We start from the raw sequence: 14,246 nt of genomic DNA, 5'->3' as shown, positions 1-14,246 counted from the left end.
ATATCTTTAATTAAGATTTAATGGAGCCAAAGAAACTAAGGATAGTAAAATGCAAATTTCTAATAACCTCCCAACTTCTAACTATCTCTCAAGAGAGAACATAGCAAGAGAGATGGGCTTTAAATTTAATGATATAAACGAGATACTTAGTAACGATATGGGATATGGTATGAGCTTTCCTAAATACGCAAGGCTTGATAGAAAAGCTCAAGCTGCGTCTTATGATAGACATATATATCCACTATCTGGCTTTACAAAGGGAGATGAAGCAAAAGTCACTATCATAGGAAAGCTCAGAGGCTATGATCCTGACTTTACAAGTGAACAGCTATCAGATCTTAAAAATTTCATAAATGAAAGCAAGGGTTTATTTGTAGAGTATATACAAGGTCAGCAAGCAAAACCAGATAATGATAAGCCAAAAATTTTAAGAGATACCCCATATACTGTAAATGAATTTTTAAATGAATATCGTGGCGATAGCGATTTGCTATTTATGCAAAACTCAAGGACTATTGATCTGCTTGATAGCGATATGAGCGTTGATGAGTTTAAAGAGGAGTGGGCTAAATATGCACTAAAAGAGCGGTTTAATATAACTTTATCTGGCGAAGATGCTAAAAATACTGTTAATATATTAAAAGAGCTAAACGAAAAAGGTGTTCAGAATATAGATAATCTTGAAAAAGAAGACAACGCCAAAGAGAAGAAATTTACACCTATACAAGTTACTAAAAAATCTCACACCTATAAGCTTGAAGCCGATGAGAGATTTAAAGAGCTTTATAAATTTATAAAGAGTGAATTTGATAGTGGCAAGAGTATGTTTGAAATTTTAGAAAAAGTGGCAAAGCTTAAAGTGGATAAGAGGGCATAGGTATTTTATAAGCAAAGAACGGAATTTTTATAATTTAAATTTCAAAGAAAAAGCATAGATGCTCACAGATTTATGTAAAAGATAAATTTCAAAAAACATGGCCTAGCCAGCAAAGTATTGATATTAAGTTGCTGGCAAGATAAATTTACATCCATTCAAGCACTTGTGTGATATCTTTGGCGTAAAAGCATTTTAACCCTTGCGTGTCAAGCGGCTTGTTTGGGATGATAGCATTTTTAAATTTCTGCATTTTTGCCTCTTTTAGGCGCTGATCTAGGTTGAAAATTTCTCTTATTTCGCCGTTTAGGCTTAGCTCACCGATGAATACACTATCCTTGCTAATAGGGCGGTTTTTGAAGCTACTGATTATCGCTGCTATGACGGCTAGATCGGCCGCAGTCTCGCTTATCTTAACGCCACCTGAAATGTTTATAAAGACGTCGTAGTGCCCAAGTGGAATTTCAAGCTTGCGCTCAAGAAGTGCTAGCAGCATATCTAGGCGGTTTCTCTCAAAGCCAGTCGAGCTTCGTTTTGGGTAGGCGCTTTCGCAAACAAGTGCCTGAATTTCGATGCTAAGCGCTCTTGAACCTTCCATTATGATGGTGATCGCACTGCCACTCATCGCTCCGCCACGTGTGAAAAATTTACTAGATACCTCGTTTGCACTTACCAGTCCGTGCTGGCTCATCTCAAATATACCAACCTCGCTTGTCGAGCCAAAGCGGTTTTTGAACCCACGTAAAATTCTTAACTCTCTGCTCGCATCGCCCTCGAAATAAAGCACCACATCGACCATGTGTTCAAGCACTCTGGGCCCTGCGATCGAACCTTCTTTGGTGATATGTCCGATGATGAAAACGCAGATATTTTGGCTCTTTGCTAGCCTCATTAGCTCAAATGTGATCTCGCGAACCTGTGTGATCGAGCCTGGAGCGGAGCTTATATTTTGGCTATAAAGCGTTTGTATGGAGTCGATCACGAGTACTTTATAATCGCTCTTTTGCACTTCAAGCAAGATATCTTCTAGGCAAATTTCAGTTAGCAGGTATAAATTTTTATCCACCGCATTTAGCCTATCAGCTCTCATTTTTATCTGGCTTTGGCTCTCTTCGCCGCTTACATAGAGTGTTTTTTTACCGTCTTTTGCTAAATTTGAGCCAATTTTTAGAAGCAAGGTTGATTTACCGATGCCCGGACTGCCACCTATTAAAACTAGTGAGCCCTCAACCACGCCACCACCAAGAACAAGGTCTAGCTCGCTATCTTTGGTGCTAAATCTCGTGAAATTTTGAATTTCAACTTCGTCTATACTTATGGCTTTGCTGGCTACTCCGGTGCTTTTTGCTATCTCTTTGCTTATCTTTATCTCTTGCTGGCTAAGCTCGACAAAGCTATCCCAAGCCCCACATTGTGGGCATTTACCCAGCCACTTTGCCTGCTGATTACCGCAGGCTTGACACTCAAAAACTGGCTTTGCTTTTGCCATAATATATCCTTTTTAAAATTTCAACTACTATCACTCCAAAAGCCGTTCCGATCATGTCAGCCACGATGTCAAGCAGGCTAAAGCTCCTGTTTGGTAAAAATGCCTGAACGAGCTCTATTTGCACGCCGAAGGCTAAAAGTAGGGCTAAATTTTTTAAAATTTTAAACTCATAGCCAAGGTAGAGCAGTATATAAAGGACGAAAAAAGCTAAAAAATGGTTTGCTTTGTCCCACGAATTTTCGATGATCGCAGGACTTTTTGGAGTGAATGCAAGAAAATCGATCGCCAAAAGAGTGGCAAAAAAACAAAAACGGCTTAGAATTTTTACTCTACTCAAAAATAGCGTCCATTAGCTCGTCTAAAAACTCGTCTGGGTTAAATTTGATGATATCATCCATGCTCTCACCAACGCCTATATAAAATATAGGTAGCTCAAGCTCTCTTGCTACGCCAAATAGTGCTCCGCCCTTTGCGGTGCCGTCAAGCTTTGTGATGATGACGCCATCAAGCGAGACGATCTCGTTAAATGCCTTTGCCTGCGCGACGCCAGCGTTGCCCTGCGTGCCATCAAGTATGAGGATCTTGCGGTGAGGCGCCTTTTCGTAGGCTTTTTTGCTGATACGAACGATCTTATCAAGTTCGTTTGCTAAATTTGTCTGGTTTTGAAGCCTGCCAGCCGTGTCTAAGATGACGCGGTCGATGCCTTTTGCAAGAGCCGAGCTGATCGTGTCGTAAGCCACAGCTGAAGGATCATGCCCTTGCTGGGTGGCGACTATTGGCACATTTAGTCTGATCGACCATTGGCGTAGCTGTTCGATCGCCCCAGCTCTAAATGTATCACAAGCGCCTAAAATGACGCTTTTGCCATTATTTTTATATAAATTTGCAAGCTTTGCGATCGTTGTCGTCTTACCAGCACCATTTACGCCAAGGATGAGATCGACAAATGGCTTATCTGGCTCGATCACACGCTCATTTTCGTAGATAAAATAGCTGCTCATAACGCGCCTAAGATCGGCTCTACTTACTTCATCTTGTGGCGGTAAGTAGTATAAAATTTCTTCCACGATCTCATAGGCTACGTCAGCTTCAAGTAAAATTTCTTCTAAGCTCTCTTTGTCTATTTTTTTTGACTTCTTAGCTGAGCTTATCGCTCCAAAAGTCTTCTCAAGGCCTTTTTTTAGAAAATCAAGCATTATTTTGTGGCCCTATTTATGTCGTTTTCAAGCATCTCTTCAGGCACAAGACCGATGTAGCCTTGAACGTAGTCACCATTTGCTTTAAAAAGTGCTGACGCAGGCAAGCCTTTTATGCCGCCCATCGCTTTTTCAAATAAAAAATTTCCCTCGCCAACCGCGACTTCGTATTTTATTTTATATTTTTGAGCAAAATCTTTTACTTCATCTTCACTTTTGTCTTCAAGTAGCACACCAACGATATCTAGCTCGTTCTTAAATTTCTCGCTTAGGTTGTTTAGGTGTGGGATCTCAGCCTTGCAAGGAGGGCACCAAGTGGCAAAAAATACGTAAAGAGTTGCTTTTTTGCCATCTTTTACATCAAAGCCATTGCTTCTTTTTGTAATCTGCATAGTTGCTCCACTTAGCAGCTTTAGATTTACCTCTTTTATCTCGTTTTCTTGGGCATTTTCACTTATTTTTGGAGTGAGTGAGTCTTTGCTTAAATTTTCATCTTTGCTGGCATTTTTATCTAAAATTTTGCCTTGCGTTTGTTCGCTTGTATTTTGCTCTTTTTTTTGCTTGTTCTCGTCGCCGCATCCAAAAAATGCAAAAATGCAAAGTGATGTTATAATTGCTCGTTTTAATGTCATAAATTTCCTTTTGAATAAGATTTCAGGATTATACAAGAAAGAGCATAAAATGAGCGTTAATTTAGAAAAAAATGAATTTAGAAAAAATGCAAGAGCAAATTTAATGAAGCTTACAAAATTTAAGGCCAAATGCTCGCACTATAAAGCTACAAAAACGCTTTTGAAATTGATAAATTTTACAAATTCTAAGAAAGTATTGTTTTATTTGCCACTTAACTACGAAGTCGATGTGCTTAAAATAAGGCGAAATTTATCACGTAAATGTGAAATTTTTGCCCCTTTTATGGTAGGTCTTAGCTTAAAGATGGTAAGATTGCGAATGCCATTTATAACTTATAAATTTAATGTCAGACAGCCATCTGGCAAAAAAATGGATAATGTTAGACTTGATATGGCGGTAGTTCCAGCGATTGGGGTTGATGGAGCTATGGCAAGGATAGGGCATGGAAAAGGATTTTATGATAGATTTTTTGACTCTTTACCCATTAAGCCAAAACGGATAGTTTTTCTTGAGATAAAAGACTTTTACACCAAAGATGTGCTTTCAAATGCACAAGACGCGGTAGCAGACTTTTATATAACCCCAAATAAAAATTATATAAAAAGAGGAATAAATGATAGAGGTTTTAATAGGCTTAGGAGCCGGTGTGGCGGGCGTTGGAGCAGGGTATCTATACGCCAAAAAGATAAATGATGCAAACTACAATATCTTCTTAGAACAAGCAAAAGCAAAAGCAAAAGCTATTGAGTATGAAGCTGAGCTAACGCTAAAAAATTCTAAAATTTCAGTACAAGAGGCTGAATTTGAGGCTAAAAAAAGATACGATGACAAGACGACAAAGCTTCAAAAAGAGTATGCAAGTAAATTTGATGAACTAGCCAAAAAAGAGAAAATTTTGCTAAATGAGCAAGAGCTTTTAAATGAGAGCAAAGAGCTTTTTGAAAAAGATAAGCAAGATGCTAAGGTCACTTACGAAGAGGGGTTAAATTTAAAGGCTACTTACCAAAATAAAGTAGAAGAAGCGATAAGAGTGCTTGAGCACGCTGCTGGTTTAACAGAAGAAGAGGCAAAAGAAGTCGTGCTTAAAAAGGTCGAGGAGAAGTCTCGTGCGGATATCGCTCACATCGTTAGAAAGTATGAAGAAGAAGCAAAAAGAGAGGCTAAAAAGAGGGTTAATTACATCTTGGCACAGGCTACGTCAAGATTTGCTGGAGAATTTGCGGCTGAGCGTCTGATAAATGTCGTAAATATTAAAAATGATGAGCTAAAAGGTAGGATCATTGGCAAAGAAGGACGTAACATCAAGACCCTTGAAATGGTGCTTGGCGTTGATATCATTATCGACGATACGCCTCACGCGATCATACTAAGCAGCTTCAATCTTTACAGACGTGCGATCGCAACAAGAGTGATCGAGCTTTTGGTAGAGGATGGAAGAATCCAACCTGCGAGGATAGAAGACCTTCACAAAAAAGTGACTGAAGAATTTGAACAAAGCATACAAGAAGAGGGCGAAAATATCGTCATGGATCTTGGTTTAAATAAAATTCATCCAGAGATCGTAAAACTAATAGGCAAGCTTAAATTTAGAGCAAGCTACGGTCAAAATGCCTTGGCTCACAGCCTTGAAGTGGCACATTTAGCTGGCATCATCGCAGCTGAGTGTGGCGGAGATGAGAAACTTGCAAAAAGAGCTGGCATACTTCACGATATCGGCAAGGCGTTAACTCACGAATACGAGGGTAGTCACGTTGATCTTGGAGCTGAAATTTGTAAACGCTATAAAGAGCATCCAGTAGTCATTAACGCTATCTACGCTCACCACGGCCACGAAGAGGCAACAAGTATAGAAAGTGCGGCTGTTTGCGCAGCTGACGCACTAAGTGCAGCTCGTCCAGGTGCAAGGCGTGAGGTGCTTGAGAGCTTCTTAAAGCGTGTTGAAGAGATCGAAAACATCGCAAAAAGTAAAGATGGCATCAAGCAAGCTTATGCGATAAATGCAGGCCGTGAAATTCGTGTCATCGCAAATGCTAAACTCATAAACGACGACGAGGCAGTGCTTGTAGCAAAAGAGATAGCTCAAGAGATCGAGAGTAAGGTGCAGTATCCTGGTGAGATAAAAGTAAGTGTCATCAGAGAGACTCGTGCTGTTGATTTTGCAAAATAACGGCAAGATATGAAATTTCTTTTTTCAATTTTATTATTTTTCTCACTTGGCTTTGCCAGTGAGGAGCTCGTGCTGGACTCGGCTAACTCGTTTATAACAACGATGAGAGGTGCTAGAAACGCTCCTATAAAAGAGCTAATCGAGCAGTCAAAAGCGACGATCATCTTTCCAAGTGTTAAAAAGGTCGGTTTTGTCGTTGGTGGCATGGGCGGAGATGGCATCATGGTTGTTGGCAACATTAACTCGCCAAGTGAAATTTTACCAGTTAGCATAAGTGGCGGCAGCATCGGTATACAGCTTGGTTATGAAGATAGTTCGCTTGTGCTTTTTATATTTAAAGATAGTATTATCCACGATATTAAAGATGCCAAGATCACACTTGATACAAAGCTATCAGTAGCTTTTGGTGATATTGGACGCAATTACAGTAAAGTAAGCGATTTTAAATTTTCAAGTGATATCTACGCATATGCCGCAAATGATGGGTTTTTTGCGGGAGCTAGCTTTGGTGGAGCAGTCATCAGTGCAAAGGAAGAAATTTTAAAGCAAAGTGGCTATGCCTATGAACAGCTAATAGCCTCAGCATCTAAACTTTTAGGAGATTAATGCAAGATATTATAAACTCAGTTTCAACATACGGCTATATTGTATTGTTTTTTTACAGCCTTGGTGGCGGTATGGTTGCATTAATCGCCGCTGGAATTTTAAGTTTTGCTGGCAAGATGGACATCACTCTTAGTATAATCGTCGCTGCCGTGGCAAATACAATCGGTGACACACTAATTTTTTATGTCGCAAGATTTAATAAAAACTCACTTATGCCTTATATCAAAAATCATAAAAGAAAGCTTGCTTATGTAGGAATTTTGGCCAAAAAACACGGTGATAAGATAATATTTATCAAAAAATTTATCTACGGCGTCAAAACTTTGGTGCCTATCGCACTTGGACTTACGAAGTATTCATTTTATAAATTTAGCATTATAAATTTGGTTTCATCTATTCTTTGGGCGATTATAGTCGGGTTTGCTAGCTTTAAGGCAGGGGATTATTTTATGAACGCAAATGACTATCTAGGCAAACACGGATATATCACGCCGCTAGTGATGTTTGGCTTGCTGTTTGGGATTTGGTATTTTTTACAGAATATGACAAAAAGGAGAAAAATATGAAAAAGGTGATATCTGCTTTAATCGTAGTTATCGTGGTAGCCATTGGAGCGGTTTGTTTTGCTTCAAATGAGGTGGAGAAAAACTATCAAAGGATAGTGAATGATCTAAACAATATTAAGGGCTTTAAAATTTCTAATAACAATTACAAAAAAGGTTTTTTTGGCTCAAAAGGATCATTTGATTTTAGTGTTTCAAAAGATCTTTTGGAAAATATATTTGGTAAAAATGTAAATGAGGATTTGGTTTTTAAAGTAGAAAATGAAATTTCTCATACAGTGCTTGCTTTTATAGATGGCTTTGAAATCGACTCAAAAATTTCTATCCAAAACGATATGATTAAAAACATTATCGCAACATTCATGGGTTCAAATGTTATTGCAACAACTAAAACAAAAGTTAGCCTAACTGGCGATAAAGATGTGGATATTAAATTTAGCAATATTGAATTTAATGATAAGCAAAAAACCGCCGTTAATACAAAAGATATAAAGATTGGTATGACGCTTGATTCAAAAGATAGTATAAACAGCTTAAAGGTTGAAGCAGATAAGATTGTTTTGAAAGATTTTAGTGAGTACAACAAAGTTGATCTAAATATCGAAGGATTTTATATTGACTCAAGTTATAAAGAGCCAGTTAAGATTTCAAAAATTTTAGAGAGTCAGCTTGTACCTTATTTGGCAAAAGTTAAATTTAAAAAGGTGTCTTTTGCATCTAATGATATAAGTAATATTTTGATAGATGACTTTAAGTATGACTCAAAATTTGAAATCTCAAATGATCTTGGAAAATCAGACGATGTTATAAAAATAGGTATAGTGGCAGTTGATAAAGTAAAATATACAGATTTTATCTTTGATAGCAAAATCTCAAATATCAATGTGCCTGCATTAAATAATGTATTAGAAAAGCTTAATAATTTAAATAATGAAGAAAAATATAATGTTTTGACTGGATTAAATTTTGATGAGATAATAGATCAAATCTTAGAAAAGAATCCAACCATAAAAATAGATACATTAAGTTTCAAAAAGGGAGATAAGGCTCTAAAGCTAAATTTAGATGCAGCAGTAAATGGCTTTAAAAAGGGAACAAATCAGTCAGAAATTTTTGATAAATTATCTCTTAGTGGAAAAATAAGCGTCGATGAAAGTCTGACGAATTTTTTTGATACACTAGTACCAGAAGTAGCTTTTGTTGAGCCTACTTTGATATCTGCTGGATATTTTAAAGAAGAGGACAAAAAAGTAATAAGCGAATTTAAATATGATCCAAACAAAAAAGATATTATATTTAATGGAAAAGTTGGACTTCAAAATTTCTTTATGGGTTTTTAAAAATTATCCTGATTTTTATCTGCATTTAAGCATCACTTCTATATACTTCACTTTCTGTTTTGCAAAACGCAGAGCAGAAAGTTCTTTTAACTTACAATTGTTAAACTATTAGTCAATCTTTGAAATCTAAACAAGTGATCGATTGAGCCAGTCTATTATTTTATAATTTATAATAGATTAGACAAACTAATAAATAAAACTAAAAGTTTTTTGATTAAAAACTTCATAATAAAATCCTATCAAATAAATTTTGATAGGTAATTAATATGGAGAGTTTGATCCTGGCTCAGAGTGAACGCTGGCGGCGTGCCTAATACATGCAAGTCGAACGGACAAGTAAGAGCTTGCTCTTATGAGTTAGTGGCGCACGGGTGAGTAATGTATAGCTAATCTGCCCTACACTAGAGGACAACAGTTGGAAACGGCTGCTAATACTCTATACTCCTGTCTTACATAAGTTAGATAGGGAAAGTTTTTCGGTGTAGGATGAGGCTATATTGTATCAGCTAGTTGGTGAGGTAATGGCTCACCAAGGCTATGACGCATAACTGGTCTGAGAGGATGATCAGTCACACTGGAACTGAGACACGGTCCAGACTCCTACGGGAGGCAGCAGTAGGGAATATTGCTCAATGGGGGAAACCCTGAAGCAGCAACGCCGCGTGGAGGATGACACTTTTCGGAGCGTAAACTCCTTTTGTTAGGGAAGAACAATGACGGTACCTAACGAATAAGCACCGGCTAACTCCGTGCCAGCAGCCGCGGTAATACGGAGGGTGCAAGCGTTACTCGGAATCACTGGGCGTAAAGGACGCGTAGGCGGATTATCAAGTCTCTTGTGAAATCCTATGGCTTAACCATAGAACTGCTTGGGAAACTGGTAATCTAGAGTGAGGGAGAGGCAGATGGAATTGGTGGTGTAGGGGTAAAATCCGTAGAGATCACCAGGAATACCCATTGCGAAGGCGATCTGCTGGAACTCAACTGACGCTAATGCGTGAAAGCGTGGGGAGCAAACAGGATTAGATACCCTGGTAGTCCACGCCCTAAACGATGTATACTAGTTGTTGCTAAGCTAGTCTTGGCAGTAATGCACCTAACGGATTAAGTATACCGCCTGGGGAGTACGGTCGCAAGATTAAAACTCAAAGGAATAGACGGGGACCCGCACAAGCGGTGGAGCATGTGGTTTAATTCGAAGATACGCGAAGAACCTTACCCGGACTTGATATCTAACAAATCATCTAGAGATAGAAGAGTGTCTGCTTGCAGAAATGTTAAGACAGGTGCTGCACGGCTGTCGTCAGCTCGTGTCGTGAGATGTTGGGTTAAGTCCCGCAACGAGCGCAACCCACGTCATTAGTTGCTAACAGTTCGGCTGAGCACTCTAATGAGACTGCCTTCGTAAGGAGGAGGAAGGTGTGGACGACGTCAAGTCATCATGGCCCTTATGTCCGGGGCGACACACGTGCTACAATGGCATATACAATGAGAAGCAATATCGCGAGATGGAGCAAATCTATAAAATATGTCCCAGTTCGGATTGGAGTCTGCAACTCGACTCCATGAAGCCGGAATCGCTAGTAATCGTAGATCAGCCATGCTACGGTGAATACGTTCCCGGGTCTTGTACTCACCGCCCGTCACACCATGGGAGTTGATTTCACTCGAAGCCGGAATACTAAATTAGTTACCGTCCACAGTGGAATCAGCGACTGGGGTGAAGTCGTAACAAGGTAACCGTAGGAGAACCTGCGGTTGGATCACCTCCTTTCTAGAGTACATATAGATATTCTCTCACAAGATATCTATAAGAAAGATATTCTCAATCATCCTTGTTTAGTTTTGAAAGATTGATAGACCTATAGGGGCCTATAGCTCAGCTGGTTAGAGTGCACCCCTGATAAGGGTGAGGTCACAAGTTCAAGTCTTGTTAGGCCCACCAGAGAATTTAATTGGGGAATTAGCTCAGCTGGGAGAGCGCCTGCTTTGCACGCAGGAGGTCAGCGGTTCGATCCCGCTATTCTCCACCATAAAATAGTTTAACTATATTAAGTCTAATTAGAGAGCTTAAAAATTTAAACTTTCTAATTAGACTTTTGTCTAAATGTTCTTTTAATTAATATTGTTAATAGTCACAAGCAAGTTTTAAAAACAATTTTACAGGACTTGTTAAAGATTTAAATTTCTATTCTCTTTGCATTTAATGCAAAAGTTTGACATCACAATCTATTTAGGATTTAAAACTTATCTAAATAGTAGTCAATGCTTTCCGTCTTGAGAGCTGGGATTTAAATTTAGTAACATAAAGTTATCTTTAACAAGGAAGTGATGCGAATTAGAATAATCTAATATAGAAAAGGTAAGCTACAAAGAGCAAGTGGTGGATGCCTTGGCTAGTAGAGGCGATGAAAGACGTGCCAGGCTGCGATAAGTCTCGGGGAGCCGTCAAGGGGCTTTGATCCGGGAATTTCTGAATGGGGCAACCCAGTTAAGCGCGAGCTTAACTACCTAATATGGAGCGAACGAGGGGAATTGAAACATCTTAGTACCCTCAGGAAAAGAAATCAAAAGAGATTACGCTAGTAGCGGCGAGCGAACGCGTAAGAGGGCAAACCGTTAGTTTACTAACGGGGTTGTAGGACTGCAATATAGACTAAACTTAGCTAATAGAATATTTTGGAAAGATTAAGCATAGAGGGTGATACTCCCGTATATGAAAGCTTTGTTTTACTTAGCAGTATCCTGAGTAGGGCGGAACACGTGATATTCTGTCTGAAGCTGGGTAGACCACTATCCAACCCTAAATACTACTACTAGACCGATAGTGCACAAGTACCGTGAGGGAAAGGTGAAAAGAACTGAGGTGATCAGAGTGAAATAGAACCTGAAACCATTTGCTTACAATCATTCAGAGCCCTATGATTTATCAGGGTGATGGACTGCCTTTTGCATAATGAGCCTGCGAGTTGTGATGTCTGGCAAGGTTAAGGAAACCCGGAGCCGTAGCGAAAGCGAGTCTTAATAGGGCGTTTAGTCAGACGTTGCAGACCCGAAACGATGTGATCTATCCATGAGCAGGTTGAAACCGGTGTAAGAGCCGGTGGAGGACCGAACCCGCTAGCGTTGAAAAGCTATGGGATGACTTGTGGATAGGGGTGAAAGGCCAATCAAACATCGTGATAGCTGGTTCTCTCCGAAATATATTTAGGTATAGCGTCATGTAGTAACACTAGGGGGTAGAGCACTGAATGGGCTAGGGCATACACCAATGTACCAAACCCTATCAAACTCCGAATACCTAGTGTGTAATCATGGCAGTCAGGCGGCGAGTGATAAAATCCGTCGTCGAGAGGGGAACAACCCAGACTAACAGCTAAGGTCCCTAAATCTCATTTAAGTGGAAAACGATGTGGAGTTACTTAAACAACCAGGAGGTTGGCTTAGAAGCAGCCATCCTTTAAAGAAAGCGTAATAGCTCACTGGTCTAGTGATTCTGCGCGGAAAATATAACGGGGCTAAAATGAGTACCGAAGCTTTAGACTTAGTTTTACTAAGTGGTAGGAGAGCGTTGTATTTGCGTTGAAGGTATACCGGTAAGGAGTGCTGGAGCGAATACAAGTGAGCATGCAGGCATGAGTAGCGATAATTGGGGTGGGAATCCCCAACGCCGTAAACCCAAGGTTTCCTACGCGATGCTCGTCATCGTAGGGTTAGCCGGGTCCTAAGCAAAGTCCGAAAGGGGTATGCGATGGAAAATTGGTTAATATTCCAATGCCAACTATAATGTGCGATGGAAGGACGCTTAGAGTTAAGCAAGCTAGCGGATGGTAGTGCTAGTCGAAAGGTGTAGGTTAAGATTCAGGCAAATCCGGATCTTTTTAAGCCGAGACCCCACAGGCGTTTGAAGTTCTTCGGAATGGATAGCGAATTGCCGATACTGTCGAGCCAAGAAAAGTTTCTAAGTTTAGTTATAGTTGCCCGTACCGTAAACCGACACAGGTGGGTGGGATGAGTATTCTAAGGCGCGTGGAAGAACTCTCTTCAAGGAACTCTGCAAAATAGCACCGTATCTTCGGTATAAGGTGTGCCTAACTTTGTTAAGGATTTACTCCGTAAGCATTGAAGGTTACAACAAAGAGTCCCTCCCGACTGTTTACCAAAAACACAGCACTCTGCTAACTCGTAAGAGGATGTATAGGGTGTGACGCCTGCCCGGTGCTCGAAGGTTAATTGATGACGTTAGCTCTGCGAAGCGTTTGATCGAAGCCCGAGTAAACGGCGGCCGTAACTATAACGGTCCTAAGGTAGCGAAATTCCTTGTCGATTAAATATCGACCTGCATGAATGGCGTAACGAGATGGGAGCTGTCTCGAAGAGGGATCCAGTGAAATTGTAGTGGAGGTGAAAATTCCTCCTACCCGCGGCAAGACGGAAAGACCCCGTGGACCTTTACTACAGCTTGACACTGCTATTGGGATAAAAATGTGCAGGATAGGTGGGAGGCTTTGATCCATAGACGCCAGTTTATGGTGAGCCATTGTTGAGATACCACTCTTTTTTATTCTGATAGCTAACTAGCTTGAGTTATCCTCAAGTAGGACAATGTCTGGTGGGTAGTTTGACTGGGGCGGTCGCCTCCCAAAATGTAACGGAGGCTTACAAAGGTTGGCTCAGAACGGTTGGAAATCGTTCGTAGAGTATAAAGGCATAAGCCAGCTTAACTGCGAGACATACACGTCAAGCAGAGACGAAAGTCGGTCTTAGTGATCCGGTGGTTCTGTGTGGAAGGGCCATCGCTCAAAGGATAAAAGGTACCCCGGGGATAACAGGCTGATCTCCCCCAAGAGCTCACATCGACGGGGAGGTTTGGCACCTCGATGTCGGCTCATCGCATCCTGGGGCTGGAGCAGGTCCCAAGGGTATGGCTGTTCGCCATTTAAAGCGGTACGCGAGCTGGGTTCAGAACGTCGTGAGACAGTTCGGTCCCTATCTGCCGTGGGCGCAAGAAGATTGAGGAGAGTTGACCCTAGTACGAGAGGACCGGGTCGAACCAACCACTGGTGCACGAGTTGTTCTGCCAAGAGCACCGCTCGGTAGCTATGTTGGGATGTGATAACTGCTGAAAGCATCTAAGCAGGAAGCCAACTCCAAGATGAATCTTCTTTTAAGAGCTCATATAGACTATGTGTTTGATAGGCTGGGTGTGTAATGGATGAAAGTCCTTTAGCTGACCAGTACTAATAGCTCGTCTGCTTATCTTTTTATAAGCATCACTTCCTTGTTAAGGATAAAAACTTAATAAGATATGTTTTTGCAAAACTTTGTTTATGACTTTTAACTTTATCAAGTAGTGTTAAATAAGAGATTTATCTAAT

Annotated in this window: 10 protein-coding genes, 2 tRNA genes and 2 rRNA genes; 10 read left to right on the top strand and 4 right to left on the bottom strand. The window is 40.3% G+C overall.

The genetic code is table 11. The features are described from left to right. Positions 1-49 precede the first annotated feature (49 nt). Entirely contained in the window at positions 50-877 is an 828-nt protein-coding gene (locus B9N66_RS10015) for a polyribonucleotide nucleotidyltransferase (protein WP_087580703.1), read from the top strand. A 145-nt stretch (positions 878-1,022) separates the two neighbouring features. Here B9N66_RS10015 and radA read toward each other — a convergent pair whose 3' ends face one another. Genes radA through B9N66_RS08735 form a run of 4 tightly spaced genes read right to left on the bottom strand, consistent with a single transcriptional unit; the run spans position 1,023 to position 4,191 of the window. After that, positions 1,023-2,363 carry a DNA repair protein RadA gene (radA, locus tag B9N66_RS08750; protein ID WP_087580702.1) on the bottom strand — a complete coding sequence of 447 codons (1,341 nt, stop codon included), beginning with the start codon at positions 2,361-2,363 and terminating at the stop codon, positions 1,023-1,025. Then, positions 2,338-2,700, bottom strand: coding sequence for a VanZ family protein (locus B9N66_RS08745; protein ID WP_087580701.1), 363 nt, complete (start codon positions 2,698-2,700; stop codon positions 2,338-2,340). The genes radA and B9N66_RS08745 overlap by 26 nt, the downstream gene beginning before the upstream one ends. Next, positions 2,693-3,559 carry a signal recognition particle-docking protein FtsY gene (gene ftsY / locus B9N66_RS08740; protein WP_087580700.1) on the bottom strand — a complete coding sequence of 289 codons (867 nt, stop codon included), beginning with the start codon at positions 3,557-3,559 and terminating at the stop codon, positions 2,693-2,695. Before ftsY ends, B9N66_RS08745 begins: the two co-directional genes overlap by 8 nt. Then, positions 3,559-4,191, bottom strand: a complete 633-nt coding sequence (locus B9N66_RS08735; RefSeq protein ID WP_087580699.1) for a TlpA family protein disulfide reductase — start codon at positions 4,189-4,191, stop codon at positions 3,559-3,561. Before B9N66_RS08735 ends, ftsY begins: the two co-directional genes overlap by 1 nt. A 49-nt stretch (positions 4,192-4,240) precedes the next feature. Between B9N66_RS08735 and B9N66_RS08730 the strand changes: the two genes are divergently transcribed. From B9N66_RS08730 to B9N66_RS08690, 9 genes are all read left to right on the top strand, one after another. Continuing rightward, positions 4,241-4,885: a 5-formyltetrahydrofolate cyclo-ligase gene (locus B9N66_RS08730; protein WP_087580698.1), complete on the top strand. Its 645-nt coding sequence runs from the start codon at positions 4,241-4,243 to the stop codon at positions 4,883-4,885. After that, positions 4,806-6,359, top strand: coding sequence for a ribonuclease Y (gene rny / locus B9N66_RS08725; RefSeq protein ID WP_087580697.1), 1,554 nt, complete (start codon positions 4,806-4,808; stop codon positions 6,357-6,359). The genes B9N66_RS08730 and rny overlap by 80 nt, the downstream gene beginning before the upstream one ends. Before the next feature lie 9 nt (positions 6,360-6,368). Then, on the top strand, positions 6,369-6,965 hold the full coding sequence (locus B9N66_RS08720) for a lipid-binding SYLF domain-containing protein (protein WP_084042204.1): 597 nt from the start codon (positions 6,369-6,371) through the stop codon (positions 6,963-6,965). Continuing rightward, positions 6,965-7,531 carry a DedA family protein gene (locus tag B9N66_RS08715; protein WP_087580696.1) on the top strand — a complete coding sequence of 189 codons (567 nt, stop codon included), beginning with the start codon at positions 6,965-6,967 and terminating at the stop codon, positions 7,529-7,531. The genes B9N66_RS08720 and B9N66_RS08715 overlap by 1 nt, the downstream gene beginning before the upstream one ends. After that, positions 7,528-8,868: a DUF945 family protein gene (locus tag B9N66_RS08710; protein ID WP_087580695.1), complete on the top strand. Its 1,341-nt coding sequence runs from the start codon at positions 7,528-7,530 to the stop codon at positions 8,866-8,868. The genes B9N66_RS08715 and B9N66_RS08710 overlap by 4 nt, the downstream gene beginning before the upstream one ends. A gap of 263 nt (positions 8,869-9,131) precedes the next feature. After that, positions 9,132-10,642, top strand: a 16S ribosomal RNA gene (locus B9N66_RS08705). A 94-nt stretch (positions 10,643-10,736) separates the two neighbouring features. Then, positions 10,737-10,813, top strand: a tRNA-Ile gene (locus B9N66_RS08700). A gap of 12 nt (positions 10,814-10,825) precedes the next feature. Continuing rightward, positions 10,826-10,901: transfer RNA gene (locus B9N66_RS08695), tRNA-Ala, on the top strand. A gap of 327 nt (positions 10,902-11,228) precedes the next feature. Next, a 23S ribosomal RNA gene (locus B9N66_RS08690) occupies positions 11,229-14,132 on the top strand. Together the 16S and 23S rRNA genes with 2 tRNA genes alongside form the textbook arrangement of a ribosomal RNA operon. Positions 14,133-14,246: the final 114 nt, after the last annotated feature.

It is taken from the genome of Campylobacter concisus (genome assembly GCF_002165775.1).
In the GTDB taxonomy this organism is placed as follows: Bacteria; Campylobacterota; Campylobacteria; order Campylobacterales; family Campylobacteraceae; genus Campylobacter_A; species Campylobacter_A concisus_E.
This window is presented reverse-complemented; position numbering and strand designations above follow the sequence as displayed.

What these genes read in the sequence shown, in the direction of transcription:
- B9N66_RS10015 (WP_087580703.1), top strand. Translation starts at nt 50, where the DNA reads ATGCAAATTTCTAATAACCTCCCAACTTCTAACTATCTCTCAAGAGAG.
- radA (WP_087580702.1), bottom strand. Translation starts at nt 2,363, where the DNA reads ATGGCAAAAGCAAAGCCAGTTTTTGAGTGTCAAGCCTGCGGTAATCAG.
- ftsY (WP_087580700.1), bottom strand. Translation starts at nt 3,559, where the DNA reads ATGCTTGATTTTCTAAAAAAAGGCCTTGAGAAGACTTTTGGAGCGATA.
- B9N66_RS08735 (WP_087580699.1), bottom strand. Translation starts at nt 4,191, where the DNA reads ATGACATTAAAACGAGCAATTATAACATCACTTTGCATTTTTGCATTT.
- B9N66_RS08730 (WP_087580698.1), top strand. Translation starts at nt 4,241, where the DNA reads ATGAGCGTTAATTTAGAAAAAAATGAATTTAGAAAAAATGCAAGAGCA.
- rny (WP_087580697.1), top strand. Translation starts at nt 4,806, where the DNA reads ATGATAGAGGTTTTAATAGGCTTAGGAGCCGGTGTGGCGGGCGTTGGA.
- B9N66_RS08720 (WP_084042204.1), top strand. Translation starts at nt 6,369, where the DNA reads ATGAAATTTCTTTTTTCAATTTTATTATTTTTCTCACTTGGCTTTGCC.
- B9N66_RS08715 (WP_087580696.1), top strand. Translation starts at nt 6,965, where the DNA reads ATGCAAGATATTATAAACTCAGTTTCAACATACGGCTATATTGTATTG.
- B9N66_RS08710 (WP_087580695.1), top strand. Translation starts at nt 7,528, where the DNA reads ATGAAAAAGGTGATATCTGCTTTAATCGTAGTTATCGTGGTAGCCATT.